The following is a 22,517-nucleotide window of genomic DNA, read 5'->3' as shown; positions in this document are numbered from 1 at the left end:
GGACGATGAAGAAGATCGGGGTAATTGGAGCAGGGGTGATGGGCCGCGGTGTAGCCCAAAGTTTTGCACAGACAGGTCATGAAGTTGTCTTGGTGGACATCAAGGATGAAGTGCTGGAGATCGCCGGAGAAGAGATCTATAACAATATCCGAATGCTAAAGTTATTCAAGAAAGTAGAGGGACTGGAAGACCCGGAGATTATTATGGAGCGCATCCATATGACGACAGAACTGGAGATGCTTCGTGAAGCGGATATCATCGTTGAAAATGTGAATGAACAGTGGGACATCAAAAAGGAAGTGTACGGCCGGATCGACTCGATCTGTCATGAGGCATGCATATTTCTGGTGAACACTTCATGTATCTCGATTACCAAAATTGCGGCATTAACCAAACGGCCTGATCGGGTCATTGGTACCCATTTTATGAATCCGGTTCCCTTGAAATCAGCCGTTGAAGTGATTAAGGGGATGCATACCTCGGAACGTACCATTGAAGAAGTAACTGAACTATTGTCATCGATCGGTAAAGAGACGATTCTGGTTAACGACTATCCCGGATTTGTCTCAAACCGCATTTCCCATCTGTTTATGAATGAAGCTGCTTTTGTTCTTCAGGATCAGGTGGCTACAGCACGTGAGGTGGATGATATTTTTGTTAAATGTTACGGCCATACGATGGGACCTTTGGAGACTGCGGATTTAATTGGCTTGGATACCGTTGTGGATTCTCTTGATGTGCTGTATGAGAGCTACCAGGACCCAAAATTCCGTTGTTGTCCTTTACTGAGAAAGATGGTGCACGCCGGACAGACCGGAAGAAAATCAGGGGAAGGTTTCTATAGTTACTAATCAACGACATGAATAATTCATGGCATAAACAAGCTTTATTGCGTATTCAAAACCATTTTAATGAGGGAAAGGGAGTTATACACATGGAAGAAGTTAAAGGTAGAGTTCGCAAGTTTTTGGGTCGTTTTTTCAAAAAGCATGAGCTTCAGGACGACGAGGACATCTTTGCCCTTGGTTTTGTGAATTCGTTGTTTGCGATGCAGCTGGTTATGTTTCTGGAGAAGGAATTCTCCATTCGTGTCGACAATAAAGATCTGGATTTGCAGAACTTCAAGTCCATTAATGCCATCGTTGAGCTTATTGAGAGCAAGACGGTCAGTTCCTAAAAGCCGCCGATTCTCTCCCCAGTACAGTGTGAAAAATGTGCATTCATCCGGTCCCATTATAGGAGGTTAACGTGTTGAAAATGGAATTGAGCGAACAGCAGTTACATTGCAAGCAGGATGCTGCATCATTTACCAATCAATATATCGTCCCGTACGCAGGCTTGCACGATAGAGAAGAACGGCTTCATCCAGAGGTGATCGACTCGCTGAAATCCTCAGGTTATCTGGGTTCTATGATTCCTCGGGAATATGGAGGTATGGGGCTTGATCCGATATCGGTTGGGGTGCTGAACGAGGAGATCGGAAGAGGATGTTCATCCGTACGAAGTCTGCTTACGGTTCACGGTATGGTTGCCATAGCCATTCAGAAGTTTGGTTCTGAAGAGATGCGTTCCTATTGGTTGCCACGTCTGGCCTCGGGTGAAGTCATTGGAGCCTTTGGTTTGAGCGAACCCGGAGTTGGTAGTGATGCCAAAAGCATCGAGAGCGTAGCCGAATTCAATGGCGAAGGATATGTGTTGAACGGGAAGAAAAAGTGGATCACGATGGGTCAGCTTGCTGACCTATTTCTCATCTTTGCCCAGGTGAATGATAAACCAACCGCGTTCCTGGTGGAACGGAACAACCCAGGATTGAAGATACAGCCTATCAACGGGATGTTGGGGGTTAAAGGCTCGATGCTGGCGGAACTGCATCTGGAGCATGTTTACGTTGAATCCGATCGTATGGTGGGGAGTTCAGGTATAGGTGTCTCTATGGTGGCCTTGCATTGCTTGGATTATGGTCGCTATACCGTAGCTTGGGGCTGTGTTGGACTGGGACAAGCCTGTCTGGATGCTTCGCTGAGTTATGCAGGCAGCCGCCGTCAGTTCGGAGTCCTCTTGCAGGAAAATCAGTTAATTCAGAAAATGCTGACGGAGATCATAGTGGATGTGAAAGCGGCGCGGCTTTTATGTTATCAATCCGGATATCTGAAAGAAGTGATGGACCCGGATTCCATTATGGAAACCTGGACGGCGAAATACTATGCGGCAGATATGGTCAATAAGGTAGCGCACCGTGCGGTACAGATTCATGGAGCCAAGGGCTGTAGTGCGGAGTATCCGGTGGAGCGATTTTACCGGGATGCTCGTGTGAATGAGATTATCGAGGGCACCACACAAATGCATGAAATGGTTATTGCTTCATATGCTGCGAGTACCTATGAATCCGTACAAGAGGAGGCTGTTCTGTCATGAAAAAAATAAAATGTGTAATCTGGGACTTGGACCATACGATTTGGAACGGAATTTTGCTGGAGGATGAACAGGTCACGCTGAAAGAAAATATTGTGGAAGTTATCTGTACTCTGGATGAACGAGGAATTCTGCAATCGATTGCCAGCCGTAACGATCATGAACTGGCGATGGCCAAGTTGGAAGAATTCGGTCTACGCGAATATTTTATCTATCCACAAATCAATTGGAATGCCAAATCCCGATCTGTGAAAACCATCGTGGAATCCATCAATATCGGAATGGACACGATTGCTTTTATCGATGATCAGCCTTTCGAACGTGAGGAAGTATTATTCACTCACCCCGACGTCCTCTGTATCGATGCGATGGCCTATCTTGAATTAACAGATATGGATGAGATGAAGCCACGTTTCATTACCGAGGATTCTGCCTTACGCAGAAAGATGTATATGAATGATATTGCCCGCAATGAGAAGGAGGAGGAGTTCGAAGGTACTCAGGATGAATTCCTGGCCTCCCTTGGCATGATCTTCACGATCTCTGAAGTGAAGGAAGGGGATCTACAGCGTGCAGAAGAACTGACGGTCAGAACACATCAACTGAACGCCACAGGTTATACCTACTCTTACGAGGAACTCGATCAATTCCGGTATTCTCCACGCCACAAACTGCTGATTGCGGGACTGGAAGACAAGTACGGTACGTATGGCAAAATCGGCCTGGCGTTGCTCGAATTAAATGACGAAGTGTGGACACTGAAACTGCTGTTGGTGTCCTGCCGCGTCATGTCCAGAGGAGCAGGTACATTGCTGCTGCATCATGTGATGCGTATGGCTAAGGAAGCGAATGTCCGTTTGCAGGCCGAGTTTGTATCAACAGATCGCAATCGTACGATGATGATCACTTACAAATTTGCCGGATTCCGTGAGATTGAGCAGAACGGAGATTTTTATTTGTTTGAGAGTGATCTAAGCATGATCCAGGATCAGCCTGCGTATGTGTCCATGGAAGTTATCGCGTAAACCCAATCTAAGAGGCGAGGTGTTTAATCAATGGAAAAAATAGCATTTCTGTTTCCAGGGCAAGGTTCTCAATATGTAGGGATGATGAAAAACTTCTATGATCAGTACGAGATTGCAAGACAAACGTATGAAGAAGCCAACCATATTCTGGGCTTTGATTTGGCCAAATTGAGTTTTGAAGGCAGCCTTTTTGATCTGAACAAACCTTCCAATATGCAGCCGGCATTGTTGACAGCGAGTGTGGTTGCCTATCGTGTCTACATGGAGGAGATCGGGATCAACCCGCAATTCTGCGCAGGCCACAGCCTGGGTGAGTATGCAGCTCTAGCGTGCTCCGGTGCTATGACATTTGGTGATGCTGTGCGGATCACCAAGCGACGCGGGGAATTGACGGAACTTATCGCAGATGAAGCAGATGGAGCCATGACCATCATTGATGGCGCCGATGAGGAGATGATCCGCAGAGCCTGCGAGCAAGTGTCAACCGATACGGCTTGGTCTGCGATTTCCTGTTACAATGCTTCGAGCCAGTATGCCATATCCGGTCATCAGGATTCGATTGAACAAGTGGAATCCATCCTGCTGGACCAGGATGCCCAGACAACCCCGTTGATGATGAGTGCGCCGTTCCATAGCCGCTTGATGGAGTCGGCTGGTGAACAGCTTGGGGTGGAACTTGCCAATTATCGTTTCCATCCATTCAAGTGGCCTGTCGTATCCAATGTTACCGCCACGCCATACACCGAAGCCGGGCGAATTACGGGACTTCTCCAAAGGCAGCTGTCCCAGCCGGTCAAGTGGGCACAGACGATGCAATATCTCAAGAAGCATGGAGTTACGCTGACGATTGAACTTGGACCCAAAAATGTCCTGAGCGGACTGGTAGAAATGGATAAGCTCGGTATGAAGTCTTTTGCCTACGGACAGAAAGAGGATCGTAAAGCACTGAAAGAGTTACTGGATCAGGCTGTTGTATCCAGACCGAGACCAACGGTAGTAACGAAATGTATGGCTGCGGCTGTAGCTACACCTAATCGGAATTGGGATCAGGAGGAATATCAAAAAGGAGTCGTTGAGCCATATAAACAGATTCAACAGCTTCAAGAGGAGCTTGAGGCGGCGGATCAGGCCCCGACTACGGAGCAGATGAAACAGTCGCTGGGATGGCTCGGAACGATATTCGAAACCAAACAAGTAGAGCAGGAAGAACGGGATGACTGGTTCCACCAGATCCTGGACGAGACGGGGCAGTATTATTTGTGGAGTGACCTGAAAGTTACTACGGCATAAACAAGCACGTGTACAACAATCAACCGGCAGGACAGGTGTGATCAACACTTGTTGTGCCGGTTTACTATGTATTCGGGGTGAGATCATGGATATCCATCTACTTAATGTTATGATGTCGAGTGATAAATTTAAGGAAGAACGAGCGTATTGGCAGAAACAACTAGATGGCGATATTCATATTGGAACGTTGTTTGATGGAATTCTGCAACCTTCGATACAGACTGGAGAACCCAACGTACAGATCCTTTCCTTATCCTTTCCAGATGAATTGTCCGCAAGATTGATCCGCATGAGTGGGGGGTCAAATTTGGCGTTGTATATATTGCTCTTATCGGGATTTCAACATCTGTTGTATCGTTATTATGGACATCAAGATATGTTGCTGGGTATGCCCCTGACTCCAGAACAAGTCGAAGATTTTCGAAGTTCCCACTTGCTCGCAATTCGTGGAAAAGTAGACGAGACAGCATCGTTCAGACAATTGGTATTACATACCAAATCTGAAGTCATGTCCGCCCGAACGTACTGGCATTTTCCTTACGATAAGATGGCAGAGAAGCTGGGGCGGCTTCCCGAGGAGTGCGAGTTGAAGACGGTCCTGTATATGAAAGGAATCCATGAGGAACCTATTCTGGATGAAGGAGCCCATTGTTCACTGGCGTTTGACCGGGTAGATCAACGACTTCAGATGACTCTCCGTTATGGTGCCATATCCCTTGAATCCAGCCAACCTGAGCGTTTATGTTCCCACTACATACGATTGCTGGAACAGACAACAGCCTTACCAGACCAACCGCTATCCATGAGTCAGCTCCTTTCTCTGGAAGAGGAGAATGAAATCATGGAAAGATGGAACAGGAGTCCACGTTTGTTCCTGCCGGAGGCACGTTCTGTCTGTGCTCTATTTCTTGAACAAGTAAACAGAACACCCAACCAGACTGCGGTTATAGAGGGAGATCGCCAGATTTCGTATCAGTCTCTGGAGGAGCAATCCAATCAGCTTGCCCGTCTCCTGATTGCTTCTGGGGTGACTGCGGAGAGTCCAGTCCCCGTTATGATGGCAGGCTCCATGGAGTTAATCATTACAATCCTGGCGGTGTTCAAAGCAGGAGGAACCTATATTCCTCTTCATCCTGAATATCCCATGGAGCGTATACGCCATATTTTAATGGAATTGGATGCCCGCATTATTCTTACGGGACTGTTGGAAACGAATGTACATCGAGCTTTAGAGGAGATGACATTGGCTATGCCTTCAGGCTCAGGCATAGAAATGATTGAGCTGGATGCTGCCCCATGGAGAATAGAAGATGGAAGTGGTTTAAGTTTCGTACCCGACATGAATGGTCTAGCCTACATTCTGTATACGTCCGGCTCAACGGGTGAGCCCAAAGGGGTCGGAGTAGAGCAACGAAATCTGAGTGCATACGTGAACGCTTTTCAAGCCGAGTTTCAACTAAATTCAACAGACAAGGTGCTTCAACAAGCAGCGAGTACCTTTGATACTTATATGGAAGAAGTGTTTCCTGCATTAACTGCCGGGGCAACACTGGTTATAGTTCAACGAGAACAACTGCTGGATATCCACGGACTGGTGCAGTTACTGGACAGACACAAGGTCACCCTTGTCAGCACTACACCTCATATCCTGAGGGAACTTAACCGGATGCCCAATCTTGCGAGTGTTCGCACCATTATCAGCGGTGGAGATGTATTGAAGATGGCGGATATTGGACATCTGCTCACCTATACCAATGTATACAATACGTACGGCCCCACCGAGACGACGGTATGTGCACTCTATGAGAAGCTGTCATCAGAGACTGTTGATCCGATTCCAGTGGGGCGCCCTATTCAAGGTTATTTTGTGTACATTGGAGATCGTCATGGACGAATGTTGCCCGTAGGCGTACCCGGAGAAATATGTATTTCGGGCAACGGGGTGTCTCGCGGGTACATAGGATTGCAGGAATTGACAGATCAGAAGTTTGTCGAGTCACCGTTTGTTGAAGGAGAGCGGATGTTTCGCACAGGGGATATAGGAATGTGGACAGCGGAAGGCCGCATGTTGTTTCTGGGAAGGATGGACAAGCAGGTTAAGGTCAGGGGTCATCGGATTGAATTGGCAGAAGTAGAGCGACATCTGAACCGTTACGGTCCAATTGACGAATGTGTTGTACTGACGACCGGAGTCGAAGGTGAGAAGGTGCTGACCGCTTATATTGTGGCCGATACGGAACTGTATGTCATGGATATTCGCCAATATCTGATGTCATTGTTGCCCGAATATATGCTGCCTTCAAGATATATTCAAATATCACATATGCCGCGAATGATCCATGGGAAGATAGATACACGAGAGTTATTGAACCAGAAGCAGTCATTACATTTTGGCATGAACTATGCACCGTCTACGAATGAGCTGGAACACCAACTGGTGCAAGTTTGGCGTACATTGCTGGAGATGGAACGGATCGGTATTGACGACGACTTCTTTCAGCTTGGCGGGCACTCCCTGCTTGTGATCCGAATGGAGGTTGAACTGGAGAATCTCGGTATTCGGGTCCTGCCTTCCATTTTGTATGACAATCCCACCATAAGGATGCTTGCAGCAGTTCTGGAAGAGAATCCCGGGCTTGCCGATTCATATGAAAGTGAAAATAACGGACAGCCATCTGGCGTTGTAAAGGTTAACAAGACGTCATCATCATTGGGTATGGAGCATTCACAGCTAGCCCATTCCGGTGGATATCAGCCTTTTAACGAAGTCTTTTTCAAATTATGCTTCTATAACTCTCTATTTCCCATTGTATTGCAACAGAACAAAAGCATACATCCGTTTTTCATCCATCATGTGGATGAGTATCTATGGTCTGAGAATAAGCAATTTCTTGTGAATGGTTTCTTCTCCTGTCGCAAGGATACAGACATTCTGGACGATCTGGGCATTGGTTATGAAATGGTAAAAGCTAGCGAGGACATTATACAGGATGTCAGTCGAGCGGTTCTGAATGACAAACCGGTTATTGTCTGGGTTGACGTCTACTACACATCCATACGCAATGATACGTATCTCAAAAAGCATATTCCACATACCTGGCTTGTATACGGTGCTGATCCGATCAACCAGACGTTTACCGTGATGGAGCATAAGCATCATGATAACTTGTCGTATGAAGAACGAATTGTTAGTTACCAGGATCTGTCGGATAGCTATCATGGCTATATCGAGCATTTTAATATGGAAAATCACACCTTCTATACGTTCTACAATAAGCATTATCCGGTGATACATCAAAGAGATGCCAGTTCGAAACAGTTGGAGGCTTACTGGAAGATCTATGTGGATCATATTGAAGAGCAACAGGAGCGGATAGAGAACAGTCTGGCAAGACTGGAGGAGAGTGTGCCACAGTTTGAGGCCGTTGTTCAGGATCAACATGTGGTGTCTTCCATAGCGGAGGATTGGGTCATTTCGCTTCATAAATTGATTAGTGCCAAAAAGGCCGAGGTGTATCGTTGTGCCAATCTAACTGGCGCGGATTCCAGATTGACACATATTCGTGAGCGCATTGTCATGGAGTGGAGTGACATTCGCGCAGTTCTGGCCAAGTATGTGCTTACTTCTTCATATAAACCAACATCATTTCATAAACTCCCTGAGATATACAGAAATATAAGTGTGCTTGAACGGGAGTATTACGATGAGTTGGTTAAATCTCACATGATGGGGAGGATCTGAATGAGTGAAATCATGACATTGGAGACTCAAATAATACAGGTCATCGACAAGGTTATGGAGTATGGAACGGATATTCAGATGGATCAAGCCTGGGGGGAACTTGGAACGAATTCACTCGATTACATTAAAATTGTGGTGGAGATGGAGAAAGTATTCAACATTGAGATAGACGATGATCAATTGGCATTTGTGCAAACCGACACCATAGCCGATTTCAGGGATTACCTGGTCAGCCTCATTGAAGGAGATTCGGAACATGAGCCGGACTAAACGAATCGGACAGATCTGGTTCCGGCTTTCGATTCAATTACCCGTGGCTGCACTTATCATTATTGGATTAACTGTGACAGCATTAGTGACGTTAGCCATGCAATTCCATACGACCTCCTATCTGCGCAGTGAGACGGCAACGGCAACTGCAGGGTCTGAATCACTGCAAGGGGAGGATGTCAAAGTACACATTATAGCTGAATTTACAGAAGAGCCTATTACGGGGTTTCAGAAGGGTGACTCCTTGATCTGGTACACAGAGGAACAAGGTAAACGTTACGCTGCCCAGATCCTTGAGGTTAACCAGGACCCCACATCATCTACGACTCGAATTACAGCTGAAGGTGTATGGAATGAAGAGCTGGCGGAGCGGATGAAGTTATCCCATACAACCGAGTTCTCGATTGTTACCGAGGTACAATCCCAGAGCCAGACCGTACTTGAGAGCTGGATATCCTAGAGGAGGATGGCATGGAGAATATTTCACTGAGCAAACGAATCCGTACATTCGCCAAACCCTACCGAATCAGCTTGATTACCATGTTGTTCTGCGAGCTAATCATGGTGGTGGTGGATCTGATTGGACCGCTTATTTTTGCCATCTTGATCGACGAAGTATTCTATCACCGTAATCTTCATTTCTTCGGCTATGTTATTTTGACTTATATTGCTTTGTATGTAGGTGTAAGGGCTCTAAGTTGGATCATTAAATCCATCTGGATCTACCTGAATGTTAAATTTCTATTTGATATTCGAAAAAGTTTATTTGATCGTATTCTTCATTTTAAAGCATCTTATTTTCAAAAAGCCCAGACCGGTGATCTGGTCACACGTCTAACAAGAGACACGGATTCTGTCATGCAGTTAATAGAGTTAATCATTTTTCAGATGGCAGCTCCATTTACGAAATTGCTGGTTTCGTTTGTTTTTTTATTTTATCTCAATCCGTATATCGCCCTGGCCATGATGGTGCTGGTTCCGGTTTCGGTCTGGGTATCACAGTATTTTAATCGTAAGATGACCAAGCAGCAGACCATTTTGCGTGGGAAATACGGCCATTTTGTCAGCTGGATGCTGGAGATGCTTCAAGGCATGAGAGATATTCGTTTGTTGGGGAGTGGCAGAAGGGTCACTACACTGTTCACGGGACAGAGCGCAGACGTTATTCGTCTCGACAATCAGACAGAAGTCATGAAATGGATGTCTACCCGCTCTAATGCATTTATTTTTTTGCTATCAGATCTGTGTATCTATGCCATTGCGGGTGTGCTTATTGTTCAGGGACAGCTTACGGCAGGAGCCTTTGTTGCCATTATGTCGTATCTGACCAAGAATAATCAATCCATGATGATGATCTACGAGGCGGTTGTGAATCTGCCCAAGCTGACGGTACAGTCCCGCAAAGTCTTTGATCTTCTGGATGAAGAGACGGAGAGGAGCGGTGGTCAATCTGAAGTTGAGATGGAAAATGGGGAGACGTCATTCAAGCAAGTGAGATTTCGGTATGATGAACAGGGTCCCTATGTGCTGGACGGTCTCACGTTGGAGATCGGTGCTCATGAATCTGTTGCGCTTGTAGGTAAGAGTGGCTCGGGCAAAACAACGATTGTGAACATGCTGCTCGGTTTCTACACCCCGGAGGAAGGGGAGATTCGAATTGGTGGCAGGCATATAGATGACTATTCTCTGTCTCGACTGCGCAAGAGAGTAGGAATTGTGCAGCAGGAGGCCATTCTGTTCCATGAAACCATCCGTTACAATCTGATGCTTGGCAGCGCTCATGCGGATGATGATCAATTGCTGGAGGCATGTGATCAGGCCTATATTGGAGACTTTATCCGTTCTCTTCCTCAGGGTCTGGACACCGTTATTGGTGTAGGGGAAATGGAGTTCTCCGGTGGACAAAAGCAGCGTCTGTCTATTGCCCGCATTTTTCTGAAACAACCCAAATTAATTATATTCGACGAAGCCACTTCCGCTTTGGACTATGAAGCTGAACAAGCGGTCCAGCTTTCCTGGCAGAAATTGAGCAAGGATCGTGCTTCGATTGTCATCGCCCATCGCTTATCCTCCATCCTGAATGCTGATCGGGTTGCTGTTGTACATCAGGGACGCATTGTGGCTACAGGCACGCATGGATATCTGCTGGAGAATAGCGAGCACTACCGTGAGTTATTTGCAGAAGATTTCATCCGGAAGGAGGGACTGATGTCGTGACGAAGACACCGTCAACTTCCCGGTATGCACTCTTTAAACAGATTAAGCCATTTATCAAAAATGCGAACCGTCAAATCTTCATTCTAGGTACACTGAAATTGGCCTTGACTGCTATTGCGCTCATGATCCCTTATCTGTACAAGCTGCTCATTGATCATGTCATGGTTGGACGGGAGCTTGGAATGTTACCCTATATCCTTGCTGGATACCTGGGCTTATTTGCGTTGGAGACAACCGCTCTGGGTTTACAAACGCTGTTCAGTAACCGGTTATTAGGTCGAACTAAGCTCGATTTGCAGCTGAACATGTGGAAAAGATTAGTGCGCATGAAGCCAACTTTATATGAGCGATATAGTGCGGGAGATCTGAAGAATAGGCTGGATGGAGACGTCACACTGGTTAAAGACTTTATCTTTTTGCATTTGATTGATTATACGTTCAAATGGATCAGCGTAGGAGCGTATGTGGTTATTCTGTTATCGCTGAATTGGAAGATGGCTTTGCTGGGTTTTGTTATGCTTCCCATTTCCTTTGTCATTAGTTCCCGATTGGGCAAAAAAGCCAAAGTACTGGTCTCTGAATTCCGCCAGACTACCGGAGAATATGAGACATGGATATCGAACAGCTTCAGACACTGGAAGGAAATCAAGGCACTGAATATGCAACGCAAAGAATCCATCAAGTTTGTGGGGTATTGGAAACGTTTTGGCAAAATCAAATTCCGACATCTGGCATATACGTATGCCAATGAGCTGTACTACACCTTTCAGGATGACTTTATTAATAAGATGAATCTTTATTTTATCGGCGGGTTGCTGATTTTTCAGGGAGAATTAACAATCGGGGGACTGCTTGTTTTTCTGACATACTATCAACAGATGATTAACAACATTAATGAAATTAATGCCTCCAATGTTCAACTTCATGATGTGACACCTTCCATTGAACGGATCGTTGAATTGCTGGAACTTCCCGTTGTACCACAGAGAAAGCTCGGACTACTTCCAGAGTTCCAAGGGCATCTCGAATTCAAGGATGTCTCCTTTCGTTATCAGGAGAATCAAAGTGATGTCTTGCATGAGATTAATCTGAACATCCAGCCTGGTGATTATACAGCGATCGTAGGCAGAAGTGGTTCGGGTAAGAGCACGTTAATCAAACTTATTCTAGGGCAGAATGAAACACAGCAAGGGGCTATTCTCGTTGACGGACAGCCCATTGGTGACTTGGGATCAGACTACCTTTATCAACATATAGGGGTGGTTATGCAGGAGAATACCTTGTTCAGTATGTCCATCATGGATAATCTCAGACTCGTACAGCCACGGGCTACAGAAGAAGAGATACGAGAGGTTTGCCGCATGGCTTTGCTGGATGACTTCATTGAAGAATTGCCTGACAAGTATAATACGGTTCTGGGTGAGTCAAGTATTAAGCTGTCCGGAGGCCAGAAGCAGCGTTTGGCGCTTGCGAGGGTGCTGTTAACAAGACCCCGAATGCTTATTCTGGATGAAGCAACCTCTGCACTGGATAATGACTCGGAACGGAAAATAAATGAGGTGATCCGTAGGATCGCACAGCATATGACGGTGCTTGTGATCGCCCACCGGTATTCAGCTATTCAGGATGCCGAGCAAGTCATTGTGCTCGATCAGGGAGAGATTGTTGCTACGGGCACTCATCTGGAACTGGCCGGGCGGCATGAGGTGTATGACACGTTGTTCAAGGAGCAGCGGCAAGGTGTCGGGTCAACTGTCACCTGACGTAAATAGAATGATTCTAGGAGGTTAATGACATGACCATCTATTGTCCACTACCTTTGGAAGAGCACTATAATAACAATGGTTTTAGCTATCTGGATATAAACCAGATAGGGAATTTCACGACCTTTGGTTCCTCATACCCTGGAGACGAACTTCCTGATCAGGAGAATGTGCAATGGCGGGATGTTCCGTTTCATTTTCCTTTACGCAGACAGGCATTTAATAATATAGAACTGGATAGGCAGCGCATTCCAGTACCATTGGATCTATATTCGACATTATATATTCTGGGTGCGGCAGATAATGGTTCATACCATGAATTCATTGATTTTGAACGAGCCGGAGAGCGGATGGGAAGAGCGTCATTGGATCTGACAAACTGGACCGAGACGAGCCCACATTATAATGAAGAAATTATGTTTCAATGTAGCGGGATGTGTACACAAAAGGGTATCTTACTGACATCCAAACAGCCTATTATTTGGTTCCAGCAGATTACGCTGGAAGAACCCATTTCATTTGACAAGATCCTATTGCCAGACAATCCATGCATGCATATCTTTGCACTAACCTTAGGGAAGGAGTGGAGTATATGAATATTCAGTCAAGAGAAGCACATACAGAAGGTGAAGATTGCTTTACCCTATGTGTAAGCAGCATTCTCAACTATAAAGAAATCACGAACTTCCTGGCGGTATGGAAGCAATGCGGGATGATGTACCATGAAGACCCGGAGAGAGGCACCCCGAAACTTGTCCCTACTTATATGACTGTTGAAAATGAGTTTCAACGCATTCATCATATTGATTTGAATATCGTCAGAACAAACGAACGGATCGAGGTTATCCAGGAAATCATGACGTTGCTTCAGCAAAACGAAGCAGTCATTGTATGGGTTGATGTATATTACATGAAATACAATTCACTTTATCAATTACTTCATTCGTCGCATTGTATTGTCTTGTCCGACTATGCAGATGGACAGTTTGAGTTTATTGATGATTTTTATCATTTGAAAGGTAATATGGATGAACAGACGTTATTTGAAGCGCTTGATCTAGGTCAGACGCCATTAATTCGTGAGGGTACGCGTTATCGTTATGCTACATTAGATGTTGGGAATGCCGTTGAGCAGGTGAAAGAGAGAGAGTTCTACGAAATGCTTCAACAAAATCATGAAATCATGGATGGAATATCCGGGCAGCTAACCAAACAGGTTGAGTGGTATGAATTGGTTAATCCGCATGTTGGTTTGCCTGCCATTGAAAGGTATATCGACGCTACACGTCAGCATATGCAAGATTCATCCGCATTGACGGAAGAATATCTGGACAATATGTATGGCGACTTGGCGGGCATAAGTAATAACAGATATTTGTATGGCCATTTCCTAAGAGAAGGAATACCGTACAATCCGGATATTTCTCAACTGGTGGAGACGTATGAATATGCTGCGCAACGATGGAATCTCGCGGCTAATATGACATTGAAAAGTCAATACCTGGATCTGGATCGTCGATATCATATGTTAGATCGAGTGCTGGGTAAAATCGGAGAAATTATAGCTCTGGAACAAGAGGCCCATGACTTGGTCAAACATCTTGTTGCCAGTTAAGGGTATCACTAATCTTACGAAAATCAAAAAGGCCCGTAAAGCAAACGTCGCTTTACGGGCCTTTTTGATGATTTGCTTCATATTAAGCAGCAACTTTTTTTCGTGACTGCATTCTTAGATACACTTGAGAGAAAATAACCGATGCGATTGCAACTACAGTCATGCCCCAGAAAATATTAGTATACGCTGAGGATAGCGGCATGTTTTGCATCGCAGTCAACGCTACACCAGTGACAGCAACGCTGAAAGCACCGCTGAAGAACTGACTAAGTTGGAACAATCCCATACCTGCACCAACCTGATCCATGGTCAGATTGCCAGACAATTCATTGGACACGCTGGTGGTTAGGGAAGAGAAGCCTACGCTGAGCAGGACATAGACAGCCATAATGGCGTAGATGTTATTGTCTGCAAATAAGGCGAATAGCCCGGCAGCTGCCAGTAGCAACCATGGTGCAAACTTCAGCAGCAACGTATTGCCATGTCGGTCAATCATGCGGCCGATTCGGTTGGACAGCAGCATGGACACGACTGCACCCGGGAAGATGACAAGTCCCGATTGAGCAGGTGTGAGTCCATATAGATGTGCCAAAATTTGCGGTAACAGAAACAACGTTGAGAAGTTATTAATGTACGATACAATCCCCAACGAGCTGAGCATCATATATTTTTTGTCTTTGAACAAAGCAGGTTGAACAAACGGGTCTGCCGCGCGCCGAATTCGGAGCCAGAACAGAAGCAGTGCCGCAGCACCGATAACAAGCGTGTACCACTGACGGGAAGTCAGGAATAACAACACACCTGTAGTACCGATGGCAAGAAGCACGGCACCGAGCAGGTCAAATGAACCTTTTTGCGGTGTTTCCCGAGGAAGCAGTTTAAAGAATACAGGAATCAAGAATAACGTTAATCCCGTAACGATAAACAGATCATGCCATCCCAAAAACTGAGTAATACTTCCGCCGATGACGGGACCAAGTCCAAGCCCCAGTGAACTCGCGGACATGATGACAGCCATCGATTTACCCCGGCGATCATTGGGAATATATCGGGTAATCAGTACAATAGCGAGCCCGGGAACCGAAGCAGCACCCGCAGCCTGGATCAGACGTGCAATGAGCAAAATGATGAAATGATTACTGAAGAACCCGAGAACGGATGCCGCACCAAGTAACGTAAGCCCGGTCGTGAATAATGTACGAATAGGTATGAAATCCGATAGACGTGAGAACGTAATCGAGGAAATGGCAAATACAATGGAATATCCTGTAACAATCCATGAGGAAGCGACGGATGTAAGCATAAATTCGGCAGCAATTTTGGGCAGGGCCAGATTAAACATCATTGTATTCATAACAACGAGTACAACGGTGAAGCCAAGCAAGCTTACAATTAATCCTTCCTGTATTCCGGTCCGTTCCCCTGATGATGCGGTTGCGGTGTTGTTCATAAAAACCTCCTAAAGTGATGTGTATTTCGCAACATTTCAGAAACGGTGTGTAACATTTGCAAAATGTAATATGATGTCAATCCCGTGCCTGACAGCAGGGGTTACATAACGAAATCATTAAAGTTCGATTGGTGTCGAACATTAGAAATATATCATGGATCTGTGTTAAAATACAATGGATAGTCTGAGAAAAGGAGACTACAGTATGAAAATTTTACATCATCCACAGGTATCAGATATTGAACTTTCCTCCGTATTGTATGCGTTAAGCGACCCGACCCGTCTTGGGATTGTTGCGGAAGCAGCGAGAAGCGGGGAGCAGCCGTGCAGTCATTTTCATGCACCTGTTGTGAAGTCAACGATGTCGCATCACATTCGTACCTTGCGGGAAGCTGGAGTTATTCGGGTCAGAGTGCAGGGCACTCAGCATTTTCTCACCCTGCGATCCGATGATCTGGAAACGCGCTTTCCAGGACTCCTGCAACCGTTATTGCAGGCCGCAGCTCAGACGAGCACAGATCCTTCCTAAATGTTGTCCTTTCTTCAGGTCGAAGAGGGGACATTTTTTATTTTCTGCTACTGCATGTTCAAAAAGTTAACGATTCAGCACCGAGAAGGTTGCGAGAACCTGAAGGAGGAGGAGCGGAGTGTAGGCAAACCTACATGAGCACCGGACTCCGAAGGTGAACGCAAGATTCGATGTCGAGTTCGCTTCTTGGGCTACTTCGTGATCAATTGGGGACTTTTTGAACAACCTTTAAAACTGATGCGACATTCTGTGTCGTACCTTGCCCTATATAATAACGGTGAACACACAAACCATATCGAAAAGAGGTTCACAACCATTGGCAAAAACGAAAAGAGGACGCGTCTTGTGGAGTCTTCCTTCCAGGGGCCGGGGAACATGTCCGGTGTGTAGCAGTACCCGAATTAAATTGTTGTATACGCAAACAAAAACAGACGGTACAAGTCTGAAAGTATGCAAGAAATGCTTCAAAGCTGTGCAATCCAGAGTGGATAAGGCACATGTGTAACATAACCGGCCTGTTCTTCGGAACGGGCCATGTCTTTTGATATAATCGAATATATTAGGAATGGATGAGATGGGGGCGGGAAGATGAGTAACATGCATCGGATTCACTGGTTTGACGAACAGATTCGGGGTGGACGTTTTCCGAATAGCAGCTGGCTTGCCCGTGAATTTGAAATCTCCCGTCGTCAGGCTCAGCGTGATATTGAATATATGGCAAGTTCCCTGCGAGCCCCTTTGGTGTATATGGCAAAATATCGGGGCTATTGTTATGAGGATCAGACTTTTCGATTGCCCCATTTGTATATGACTGAAGAAGAGCAGCGTGTGCTGAAATATCTGGCACATCGCTATCGACATTACGATTATGATCAATCGGACGCGGTGAAACGTGTAGCACATTTGCTGGAGCGTTTTACGTTGGAGGAACAACCGATGGGAAGTAGTGAGCTTCCGGTATTTTCGGCGCAACCGAAACAACTGCAATTCTTTGAATTGTTGTCCCATGCCATAACTGACTTGCGCAGAGTACATATTCATTACAGGGATCACGATGGAGAACGGCAGTTTTCCTTGTGTCCATTAAAGATGATATCCCAGTTTAACGCCGATTACGTGGTGGGTTATGAAGCAGACCCTGTACAGCAAGTGGCCATTCGCTTGGAGGGTATTGTTCATGTATCAATCTTGGATGAGAGATTTGAGTACAGGTCAGATGCGCTCCTAGGTGGATGGGAAGAACCACTGCCTGTGCGTAAACCGTTTGTAGCTGAGATTCGCTTGAAAGAACTACAGCAAATGGACCTATGGCAAGGGTATCGTATCCAGTCTAGGCAAGATCAGATTTATTCGATTGAATTTTATGACACGGACGCTTTCTTGCAGCACTTGTTTATTAGCGAATGGGAGGAACTATTGTCTCCTGGGTGGCTTAGGCGCAAGCTTCAGCAAAGCGCGGAAGGATTAATGGACAGGCTCTCGATACAACGTAAGCAAAACGTGGAATAAAGCAGCATAGAGAGGAGAAGATCGGTCCTTGGCTGAGAATATTTTAGATAACCTCATCATGAAGCGGGAGTCCAAATCGTACGTCGATAGTCTGCATGCGATACTAACCCATACGGGCCAGTTTCAAGGTTCCAAGGTTGTACTTGCCGGATATACGGGCATGGCTTTCAAGCTGTCGGTGCATCGCAGACTACTTCCCATGTCGGTTACAGCGTATGGACAGTGGGGGGAAGCACATCGTCCCGGAGTCGATAACCTGGGGATATTCACGATCTGGGATGGGGGACGTACACGTCATTCCACGTTTGGTTATTACCAGCAGGATGCAGTGAACTGGGTGAGACGGAGTATTGATGAAGGCACTGGTGTAATTTACTGGATTCCTGAGTTCGGTGTTATTCATGGATATGATAACAGTGACCGCATCTTTTATGTGCAAGACGGATGGAGCGAGGAACCGCAGATTTTGTTGTATGACAATTTCGGCTTAAACTTTACCGGATTTTGGTATTGTCAGGTGTTTGGTGATCAGGTCCGCATCCCTGAACAACAGATGCTGCTGGAATCCCTGAGACTGGCGATTGAGGATTGGGATATTCCCTATCGTCTGTTACCTAATCAGAATATTGCTTCAGGTAAAAAGGCATATGATGTGTGGGTGGAGGCCCTGCGGAGTGGGGATTTCGATGAATCCGGTGCAGGTTATATTTTGGAATCCTTCTGCCATTCGCGATCCGAAATACGAATGTATTTGCAGGGTGTTCGAGGGATATGGAACGAACTGGACCACGCTTGTGCATGCTATGAACAGCTTGGGACGTTAATTGACCAAATGAAAGGATATATGGTTCAGCAGGAGAATAGCCGTGTCTTGCGACCAGACACCACAGAAGATCTAGCACAGGTACTAGTGAAGGCAAAAGCACTGGAAGAGCAGGCTATTGATTATTTTCGATTGATATCCAGGAAGTATCCTGACCGTAAAAGATCCACTATACCACGGTGGGGAGCACACTCCGCACGATAGAATGAGGGAGGAAGGAGTGACGGATGATGGCAGCCAAAGTATTGCAGGATTTGATTCGCTTCCCGCGAGCCCCAACCTCTGCTGATGCACACCTATCACGGAACGGTGTGGGTTCGTATACAGATGCGATGTACCTCATTTTATTGCACACACAGTGGATGGATTTCCCGCGTCACATGATTGCAGGTATGACGGCAAGTGCATTCCGATTAGTGGTGGATCGGCGTCTGACCGCAGAATCAATCTCGGCATACAACTGGATGGCAGAGAACTTTGTGGCGGCTGATTTTCTTGGCGTAACAACGGGACAACATGGTGGATTTTCATTTGAACCGACTTTTCCGCTCTATCAGAAGCAGGCAGTGCTTGACATAAAGGCGTCCATTGACCGGGGAATAGGTGCGATTCTCTGGCATGATCAATTTGTCATTGCTGCCGGATATGATGATGAGGAGCAGGTGCTGTTTATTGGAGAAAGTGAAGGACATGAAGTCATTCGTCTGCCCTATGATTCATTTGGCAGGAACAGTACGCCATACTGGTACTATCAGGTGCTGGAATCTCATGAATCTGTGGATCTATGGGAAGTTTGCAAGGAGTCATTAATTCAGGCCGTATACAAATGGGAAACCCATGACTACATGCTGCCGTCCCAGGATTATGCCTGTGGATCAGCTGCGTATACGGTTATGGCAGCTACTTTGCAGTCTGGAACATATGACACAGAACAAGCGGCAACTGTACTGCGCTATTATGCCAGATCAAGACTGGACATTGCCTCTTATGTTGCAGAGCTGGAGTACCTATCAGCTCGGATGGTTCATGTCATGCGTGAGTATACATTGCTCGCAGAACTGTATTCGGAGATTGTTGATGTAGTTAATGATTCAATCTCATGGAATACGAAGGAACCAGATTGTGTACAAAGGATAATTAAGCTTATAGGGAAGGCAGGGGCTACGGAACAACGTGCCATTGATGCCATTAAACGTGTCTTTCCAGAGACGATAGGCAATCGTTTTAAGGATGTTGGATTAAGATAATTGGAGCATGACAGAGAAAATTGAAAAACTCAGCAGGAATAAAACCGGACAGGCTACAGCCCATCCGGTTTATTTATATTGAACATATACATATCAGCCCATGTGATCCACGCTAATCATAACTTTTACAAGAAAAAATAACCAAAATTTTAATTTTGGGGTAATCCAAATCCCCTCTTGTTCCGAATATTATATTAGATGGTCTTTTTTGGATGATGATATTTAAGGACAACAGGGGGCGGGAGTATGGTACATAATCCGGAAACCATTCAGGAATGTATCGAACATGCACGGCAAAGGCTCTACCAGGTTGCAGCTCAATACCCGGAACTATGGCATCCGGAGGTTATTCGCCAATCCATGGTATTGGATGAGTTAATTAATGAATATAACAACGCAACTCGTGGGAGAACGATTACGAATCAGCTGAAATCATAACCTTTCTGAACAAAGAATTCCAAGAAGGAATTCCATGTGTTTGCCTTACTCTTTTACCGCCCCGAGCACAATTCCCTTAACGAAGAAACGCTGCAAGAACGGATATACGAGCAGAATCGGCAAAGCGCCAATAAAGATCTGAGCTGCGTTCACCGTACGTTGAGACATATTCTGGAGCTGCGTTGCATCCACGTTCATGTTGGAGAAATCCTGCTGTACGATTATAGTCTGCATTAACGTGGCGAGTGGATATTTGGAAGCATCATTCATATAGATCAGCCCGTCGAACCAGGAATTCCACTGACCTACCATCGTGAATAAAGAAATCGTGGCAATGGCGGGCATGGATACAGGCAGATAGATTTTGAACAGAGTTGTGATATGGTTGGCCCCATCAATAAATGCGGCTTCTTCCAGCTCTTTTGGCACGTTACGGAAAAAGTTCATCATCAGAATCAGGTTCCAGACAGCCACCGCTCCCGGCAAAATCAGAGCCCACATCGTATTCATCAGCCCAAGCTTCTGGATCAAAATGTAGGATGGAATCAATCCCCCGCTAAACAGCATCGTGAAGATGAAAAACCACGCATATAACGAGCGTCCCTTGAAATGCAGACTCTCCTTGGATAACGGATAAGCCGTCAGGAAGACAAGTGTCATACTGAGCAGTGTGCCCAGAATCGTACGTTGGACTGAAATCCAGAGTGCACTCAGAAAGTTACTGTTACCAAATGTTTTGGTATAGGCGTCCACCGTAAAATCTATGGGCCAAAGTGTCACCAGATTGGCGGATGCTGCCGCTTTACCACTGAAGGAAACGGCCAGAATATGGACCAGTGGCAGGATGCACAGGATTGAGACGGCCGCGATGAATATCAGGTTAAAACCATTGAATATACGGTACCCGGTTGTTTTGTGATACACCTTTATTCCTCCTCTACATTTTGCATAATTCGATTTGAATCGCTCGCGTGTACAAGATATAGACGAACTGAACCATTTCGATCTCTATCTTTCTTATTGAAAGTCGCTGTCTGGATTTATGCAAAATGCTTCTTAAAAAATATGGTAATTGGCGATTTTGTACGCCATCCGGTACGCAGAGATGACCAGGAACATCGCGACAAATGATTTGAATAGTCCAACAGCGGTCGCAAAGCTCATTTTGCCATTCAGAATCCCCATCCGGTAAACAAAGGTATCGATAATATCGCCCTTCTCATATACCAAGGGATTGTACAGGTTAAAGATCTGGTCAAAGCCTGCATTCAGGATATTGCCCAGAGATAACGTACCTACCACGATAATCATTGGCACAAGTGCAGGCAGGGTAATGTGCAATGTCTGTCTGAGTCGTGTTGCCCCATCTACCTCCGAAGCCTCGTACAATGCCGGGTTAATGCCCGCAAGTGCTGCCAGAAATACAATTGTCCCGAATCCAAATTCCTTCCACACATCACTGACAACCACCGTTACACGGAACCAGTCGCCATCTCCCAGAAAGAAGATCGGTTCAACGCCAGCCGCGGCCAGCACCTGATTTACCAGCCCACCTTCCGGTGATAACATATCGAGCAGAATGCCGCCCAGGACAACCCAGGACAGGAAATGGGGCAGATACACCAAGGTCTGTGAGAAACGTTTGAACGTAGAGTTCCGAACCTCATTCAGCAAAATGGCAAACACCACGGGGGCCACAAGTCCGGCCACAATTTTCATCGAAGCAATCAGCACCGTGTTCCAGATGACCTGAACGCTGTCGGGATATTCGAACATGAACCGGAAGTTGTCCCAGCCCACCCACTTGGAGCCGGTGAATCCCAGCCACGGTTTGAAGTCTTGAAAAGCAATAATAATGCCGCCCATGGGCACATAGGCGAACAGTAATGTGAGCAGTACAGCAGGCAGCAGCATTAGATGCAGCGGCCATGTGCGTTTGAAATTCCAGCGGGTACGTTTGCGTGGATGGGGTGTCATTTTTCGCACCGGCATATTGGTTGTTAACGGTTGTTCCATAGCCATCAGGGTCCCTCCTTTATCTCGTCCAGCCCGGGCAACATGAGGCGAGCAAACCTCTGCACAGAGTGGAGCAACTGAATTATAGCAACGGAAAAGGGTGGACTATAGAACAACATTTCAATGCGGATGTTGAAATATTAACTTGTTGATGGAAACATAGGATTTCAA

At 45.9% G+C, this 22,517-nt stretch carries 21 protein-coding genes; 18 read left to right on the top strand and 3 right to left on the bottom strand.

Going from position 1 to position 22,517, the window contains the following annotated elements; all coding sequences use genetic code 11:
• Positions 1 to 5: 5 nt before the first annotated feature.
• The 12 genes from AC4E8D_RS27095 to AC4E8D_RS27040 all read left to right on the top strand — a co-directional run bounded on the left by AC4E8D_RS27095 (position 6) and on the right by AC4E8D_RS27040 (position 14,334).
• Positions 6 to 851 carry a 3-hydroxyacyl-CoA dehydrogenase family protein gene (locus AC4E8D_RS27095; protein ID WP_221820648.1) on the top strand — a complete coding sequence of 282 codons (846 nt, stop codon included), beginning with the start codon at positions 6 to 8 and terminating at the stop codon, positions 849 to 851.
• Between the two features lie 83 nt (positions 852 to 934).
• A complete protein-coding gene (locus tag AC4E8D_RS27090; protein ID WP_076212934.1) occupies positions 935 to 1,177 on the top strand; it encodes an acyl carrier protein in 243 nt (80 codons plus the stop codon).
• 80 nt (positions 1,178 to 1,257) lie between these two features.
• Positions 1,258 to 2,415 (top strand): acyl-CoA dehydrogenase family protein, encoded by a 1,158-nt coding sequence (locus AC4E8D_RS27085; RefSeq protein ID WP_339185458.1) that lies wholly within the window; start codon positions 1,258 to 1,260, stop codon positions 2,413 to 2,415.
• On the top strand, positions 2,412 to 3,437 hold the full coding sequence (locus AC4E8D_RS27080) for an HAD-IIIC family phosphatase (RefSeq protein ID WP_076212928.1): 1,026 nt from the start codon (positions 2,412 to 2,414) through the stop codon (positions 3,435 to 3,437). Before AC4E8D_RS27085 ends, AC4E8D_RS27080 begins: the two co-directional genes overlap by 4 nt.
• A gap of 30 nt (positions 3,438 to 3,467) precedes the next feature.
• Complete coding sequence (gene fabD / locus AC4E8D_RS27075; RefSeq protein WP_490205407.1) at positions 3,468 to 4,727, top strand: ACP S-malonyltransferase; 1,260 nt, start codon at positions 3,468 to 3,470, stop codon at positions 4,725 to 4,727.
• 85 nt (positions 4,728 to 4,812) lie between these two features.
• Complete coding sequence (locus AC4E8D_RS27070) at positions 4,813 to 8,469, top strand: amino acid adenylation domain-containing protein (protein WP_490205406.1); 3,657 nt, start codon at positions 4,813 to 4,815, stop codon at positions 8,467 to 8,469.
• Positions 8,470 to 8,739: an acyl carrier protein gene (locus AC4E8D_RS27065; protein ID WP_221820660.1), complete on the top strand. Its 270-nt coding sequence runs from the start codon at positions 8,470 to 8,472 to the stop codon at positions 8,737 to 8,739. It begins immediately after the preceding gene.
• Positions 8,726 to 9,199 carry a hypothetical protein gene (locus AC4E8D_RS27060; RefSeq protein WP_221820662.1) on the top strand — a complete coding sequence of 158 codons (474 nt, stop codon included), beginning with the start codon at positions 8,726 to 8,728 and terminating at the stop codon, positions 9,197 to 9,199. Before AC4E8D_RS27065 ends, AC4E8D_RS27060 begins: the two co-directional genes overlap by 14 nt.
• 11 nt (positions 9,200 to 9,210) lie before the next feature.
• On the top strand, positions 9,211 to 10,956 hold the full coding sequence (locus AC4E8D_RS27055) for an ABC transporter ATP-binding protein (protein WP_490205405.1): 1,746 nt from the start codon (positions 9,211 to 9,213) through the stop codon (positions 10,954 to 10,956).
• Positions 10,953 to 12,719: an ABC transporter ATP-binding protein gene (locus AC4E8D_RS27050; protein ID WP_490205404.1), complete on the top strand. Its 1,767-nt coding sequence runs from the start codon at positions 10,953 to 10,955 to the stop codon at positions 12,717 to 12,719. Before AC4E8D_RS27055 ends, AC4E8D_RS27050 begins: the two co-directional genes overlap by 4 nt.
• Positions 12,720 to 12,751: 32 nt before the next feature.
• Positions 12,752 to 13,315: a hypothetical protein gene (locus tag AC4E8D_RS27045; RefSeq protein ID WP_490205403.1), complete on the top strand. Its 564-nt coding sequence runs from the start codon at positions 12,752 to 12,754 to the stop codon at positions 13,313 to 13,315.
• Positions 13,312 to 14,334 carry a BtrH N-terminal domain-containing protein gene (locus AC4E8D_RS27040; RefSeq protein ID WP_221820670.1) on the top strand — a complete coding sequence of 341 codons (1,023 nt, stop codon included), beginning with the start codon at positions 13,312 to 13,314 and terminating at the stop codon, positions 14,332 to 14,334. Before AC4E8D_RS27045 ends, AC4E8D_RS27040 begins: the two co-directional genes overlap by 4 nt.
• A gap of 82 nt (positions 14,335 to 14,416) precedes the next feature.
• Here the strand turns inward: AC4E8D_RS27040 and AC4E8D_RS27035 are convergent, their stop codons facing one another.
• The gene (locus AC4E8D_RS27035) at positions 14,417 to 15,784 is read right to left on the bottom strand and encodes an MFS transporter (RefSeq protein ID WP_221820672.1); all 1,368 of its coding nucleotides are present in this window, start codon (positions 15,782 to 15,784) and stop codon (positions 14,417 to 14,419) included.
• 205 nt (positions 15,785 to 15,989) lie between these two features.
• Here AC4E8D_RS27035 and AC4E8D_RS27030 point away from each other — a divergent pair, with 205 nt between their 5' ends.
• The 6 genes from AC4E8D_RS27030 (at position 15,990) to AC4E8D_RS27005 (ending at position 20,330) form a co-directional block, all read left to right on the top strand.
• Positions 15,990 to 16,313, top strand: coding sequence for an ArsR/SmtB family transcription factor (locus AC4E8D_RS27030; RefSeq protein WP_221820674.1), 324 nt, complete (start codon positions 15,990 to 15,992; stop codon positions 16,311 to 16,313).
• A gap of 316 nt (positions 16,314 to 16,629) precedes the next feature.
• A complete protein-coding gene (locus tag AC4E8D_RS27025) occupies positions 16,630 to 16,818 on the top strand; it encodes a hypothetical protein (RefSeq protein WP_074096524.1) in 189 nt (62 codons plus the stop codon).
• An 83-nt stretch (positions 16,819 to 16,901) separates the two neighbouring features.
• Positions 16,902 to 17,822 (top strand): helix-turn-helix transcriptional regulator, encoded by a 921-nt coding sequence (locus AC4E8D_RS27020; RefSeq protein ID WP_221820676.1) that lies wholly within the window; start codon positions 16,902 to 16,904, stop codon positions 17,820 to 17,822.
• Positions 17,823 to 17,850: 28 nt separating this feature from the next.
• Positions 17,851 to 18,849, top strand: coding sequence for a hypothetical protein (locus tag AC4E8D_RS27015; protein WP_260632708.1), 999 nt, complete (start codon positions 17,851 to 17,853; stop codon positions 18,847 to 18,849).
• 23 nt (positions 18,850 to 18,872) lie between these two features.
• Positions 18,873 to 19,892 carry a hypothetical protein gene (locus AC4E8D_RS27010; RefSeq protein WP_221820678.1) on the top strand — a complete coding sequence of 340 codons (1,020 nt, stop codon included), beginning with the start codon at positions 18,873 to 18,875 and terminating at the stop codon, positions 19,890 to 19,892.
• Positions 19,893 to 20,138: 246 nt separating this feature from the next.
• The gene (locus AC4E8D_RS27005) at positions 20,139 to 20,330 is read left to right on the top strand and encodes an aspartyl-phosphate phosphatase Spo0E family protein (RefSeq protein ID WP_221820680.1); all 192 of its coding nucleotides are present in this window, start codon (positions 20,139 to 20,141) and stop codon (positions 20,328 to 20,330) included.
• Between the two features lie 45 nt (positions 20,331 to 20,375).
• On the opposite strand, the gene AC4E8D_RS27000 is transcribed toward AC4E8D_RS27005, so the two are convergent.
• Both AC4E8D_RS27000 and AC4E8D_RS26995 read right to left on the bottom strand, forming a co-directional pair.
• Entirely contained in the window at positions 20,376 to 21,254 is an 879-nt protein-coding gene (locus AC4E8D_RS27000) for a carbohydrate ABC transporter permease (protein WP_211084928.1), read from the bottom strand.
• A gap of 132 nt (positions 21,255 to 21,386) precedes the next feature.
• The gene (locus tag AC4E8D_RS26995; protein WP_490206513.1) at positions 21,387 to 22,322 is read right to left on the bottom strand and encodes an ABC transporter permease; all 936 of its coding nucleotides are present in this window, start codon (positions 22,320 to 22,322) and stop codon (positions 21,387 to 21,389) included.
• Positions 22,323 to 22,517 lie beyond the last annotated feature (195 nt).

The sequence above is a fragment of the Paenibacillus sp. SRL342 genome (assembly GCF_984798905.1).
Note: the sequence above shows the minus strand (reverse complement) of the source record. Positions and strands in the feature narration are given on the sequence as shown.

Bases quoted from the DNA above. Each gene is read 5' to 3' on its own strand.
- AC4E8D_RS27035 (WP_221820672.1), bottom strand. From the start codon at position 15,784: ATGAACAACACCGCAACCGCATCATCAGGGGAACGGACCGGAATACAG.
- AC4E8D_RS27080 (WP_076212928.1), top strand. From the start codon at position 2,412: ATGAAAAAAATAAAATGTGTAATCTGGGACTTGGACCATACGATTTGG.
- AC4E8D_RS27095 (WP_221820648.1), top strand. From the start codon at position 6: ATGAAGAAGATCGGGGTAATTGGAGCAGGGGTGATGGGCCGCGGTGTA.
- AC4E8D_RS27040 (WP_221820670.1), top strand. From the start codon at position 13,312: ATGAATATTCAGTCAAGAGAAGCACATACAGAAGGTGAAGATTGCTTT.
- AC4E8D_RS27045 (WP_490205403.1), top strand. From the start codon at position 12,752: ATGACCATCTATTGTCCACTACCTTTGGAAGAGCACTATAATAACAAT.
- AC4E8D_RS26995 (WP_490206513.1), bottom strand. From the start codon at position 22,322: ATGCCGGTGCGAAAAATGACACCCCATCCACGCAAACGTACCCGCTGG.
- AC4E8D_RS27065 (WP_221820660.1), top strand. From the start codon at position 8,470: ATGAGTGAAATCATGACATTGGAGACTCAAATAATACAGGTCATCGAC.
- AC4E8D_RS27010 (WP_221820678.1), top strand. From the start codon at position 18,873: ATGATGGCAGCCAAAGTATTGCAGGATTTGATTCGCTTCCCGCGAGCC.
- AC4E8D_RS27030 (WP_221820674.1), top strand. From the start codon at position 15,990: ATGAAAATTTTACATCATCCACAGGTATCAGATATTGAACTTTCCTCC.
- AC4E8D_RS27055 (WP_490205405.1), top strand. From the start codon at position 9,211: ATGGAGAATATTTCACTGAGCAAACGAATCCGTACATTCGCCAAACCC.
- AC4E8D_RS27070 (WP_490205406.1), top strand. From the start codon at position 4,813: ATGGATATCCATCTACTTAATGTTATGATGTCGAGTGATAAATTTAAG.
- AC4E8D_RS27060 (WP_221820662.1), top strand. From the start codon at position 8,726: ATGAGCCGGACTAAACGAATCGGACAGATCTGGTTCCGGCTTTCGATT.
- AC4E8D_RS27085 (WP_339185458.1), top strand. From the start codon at position 1,258: ATGGAATTGAGCGAACAGCAGTTACATTGCAAGCAGGATGCTGCATCA.
- AC4E8D_RS27005 (WP_221820680.1), top strand. From the start codon at position 20,139: ATGGTACATAATCCGGAAACCATTCAGGAATGTATCGAACATGCACGG.
- fabD (WP_490205407.1), top strand. From the start codon at position 3,468: ATGGAAAAAATAGCATTTCTGTTTCCAGGGCAAGGTTCTCAATATGTA.
- AC4E8D_RS27020 (WP_221820676.1), top strand. From the start codon at position 16,902: ATGAGTAACATGCATCGGATTCACTGGTTTGACGAACAGATTCGGGGT.
- AC4E8D_RS27090 (WP_076212934.1), top strand. From the start codon at position 935: ATGGAAGAAGTTAAAGGTAGAGTTCGCAAGTTTTTGGGTCGTTTTTTC.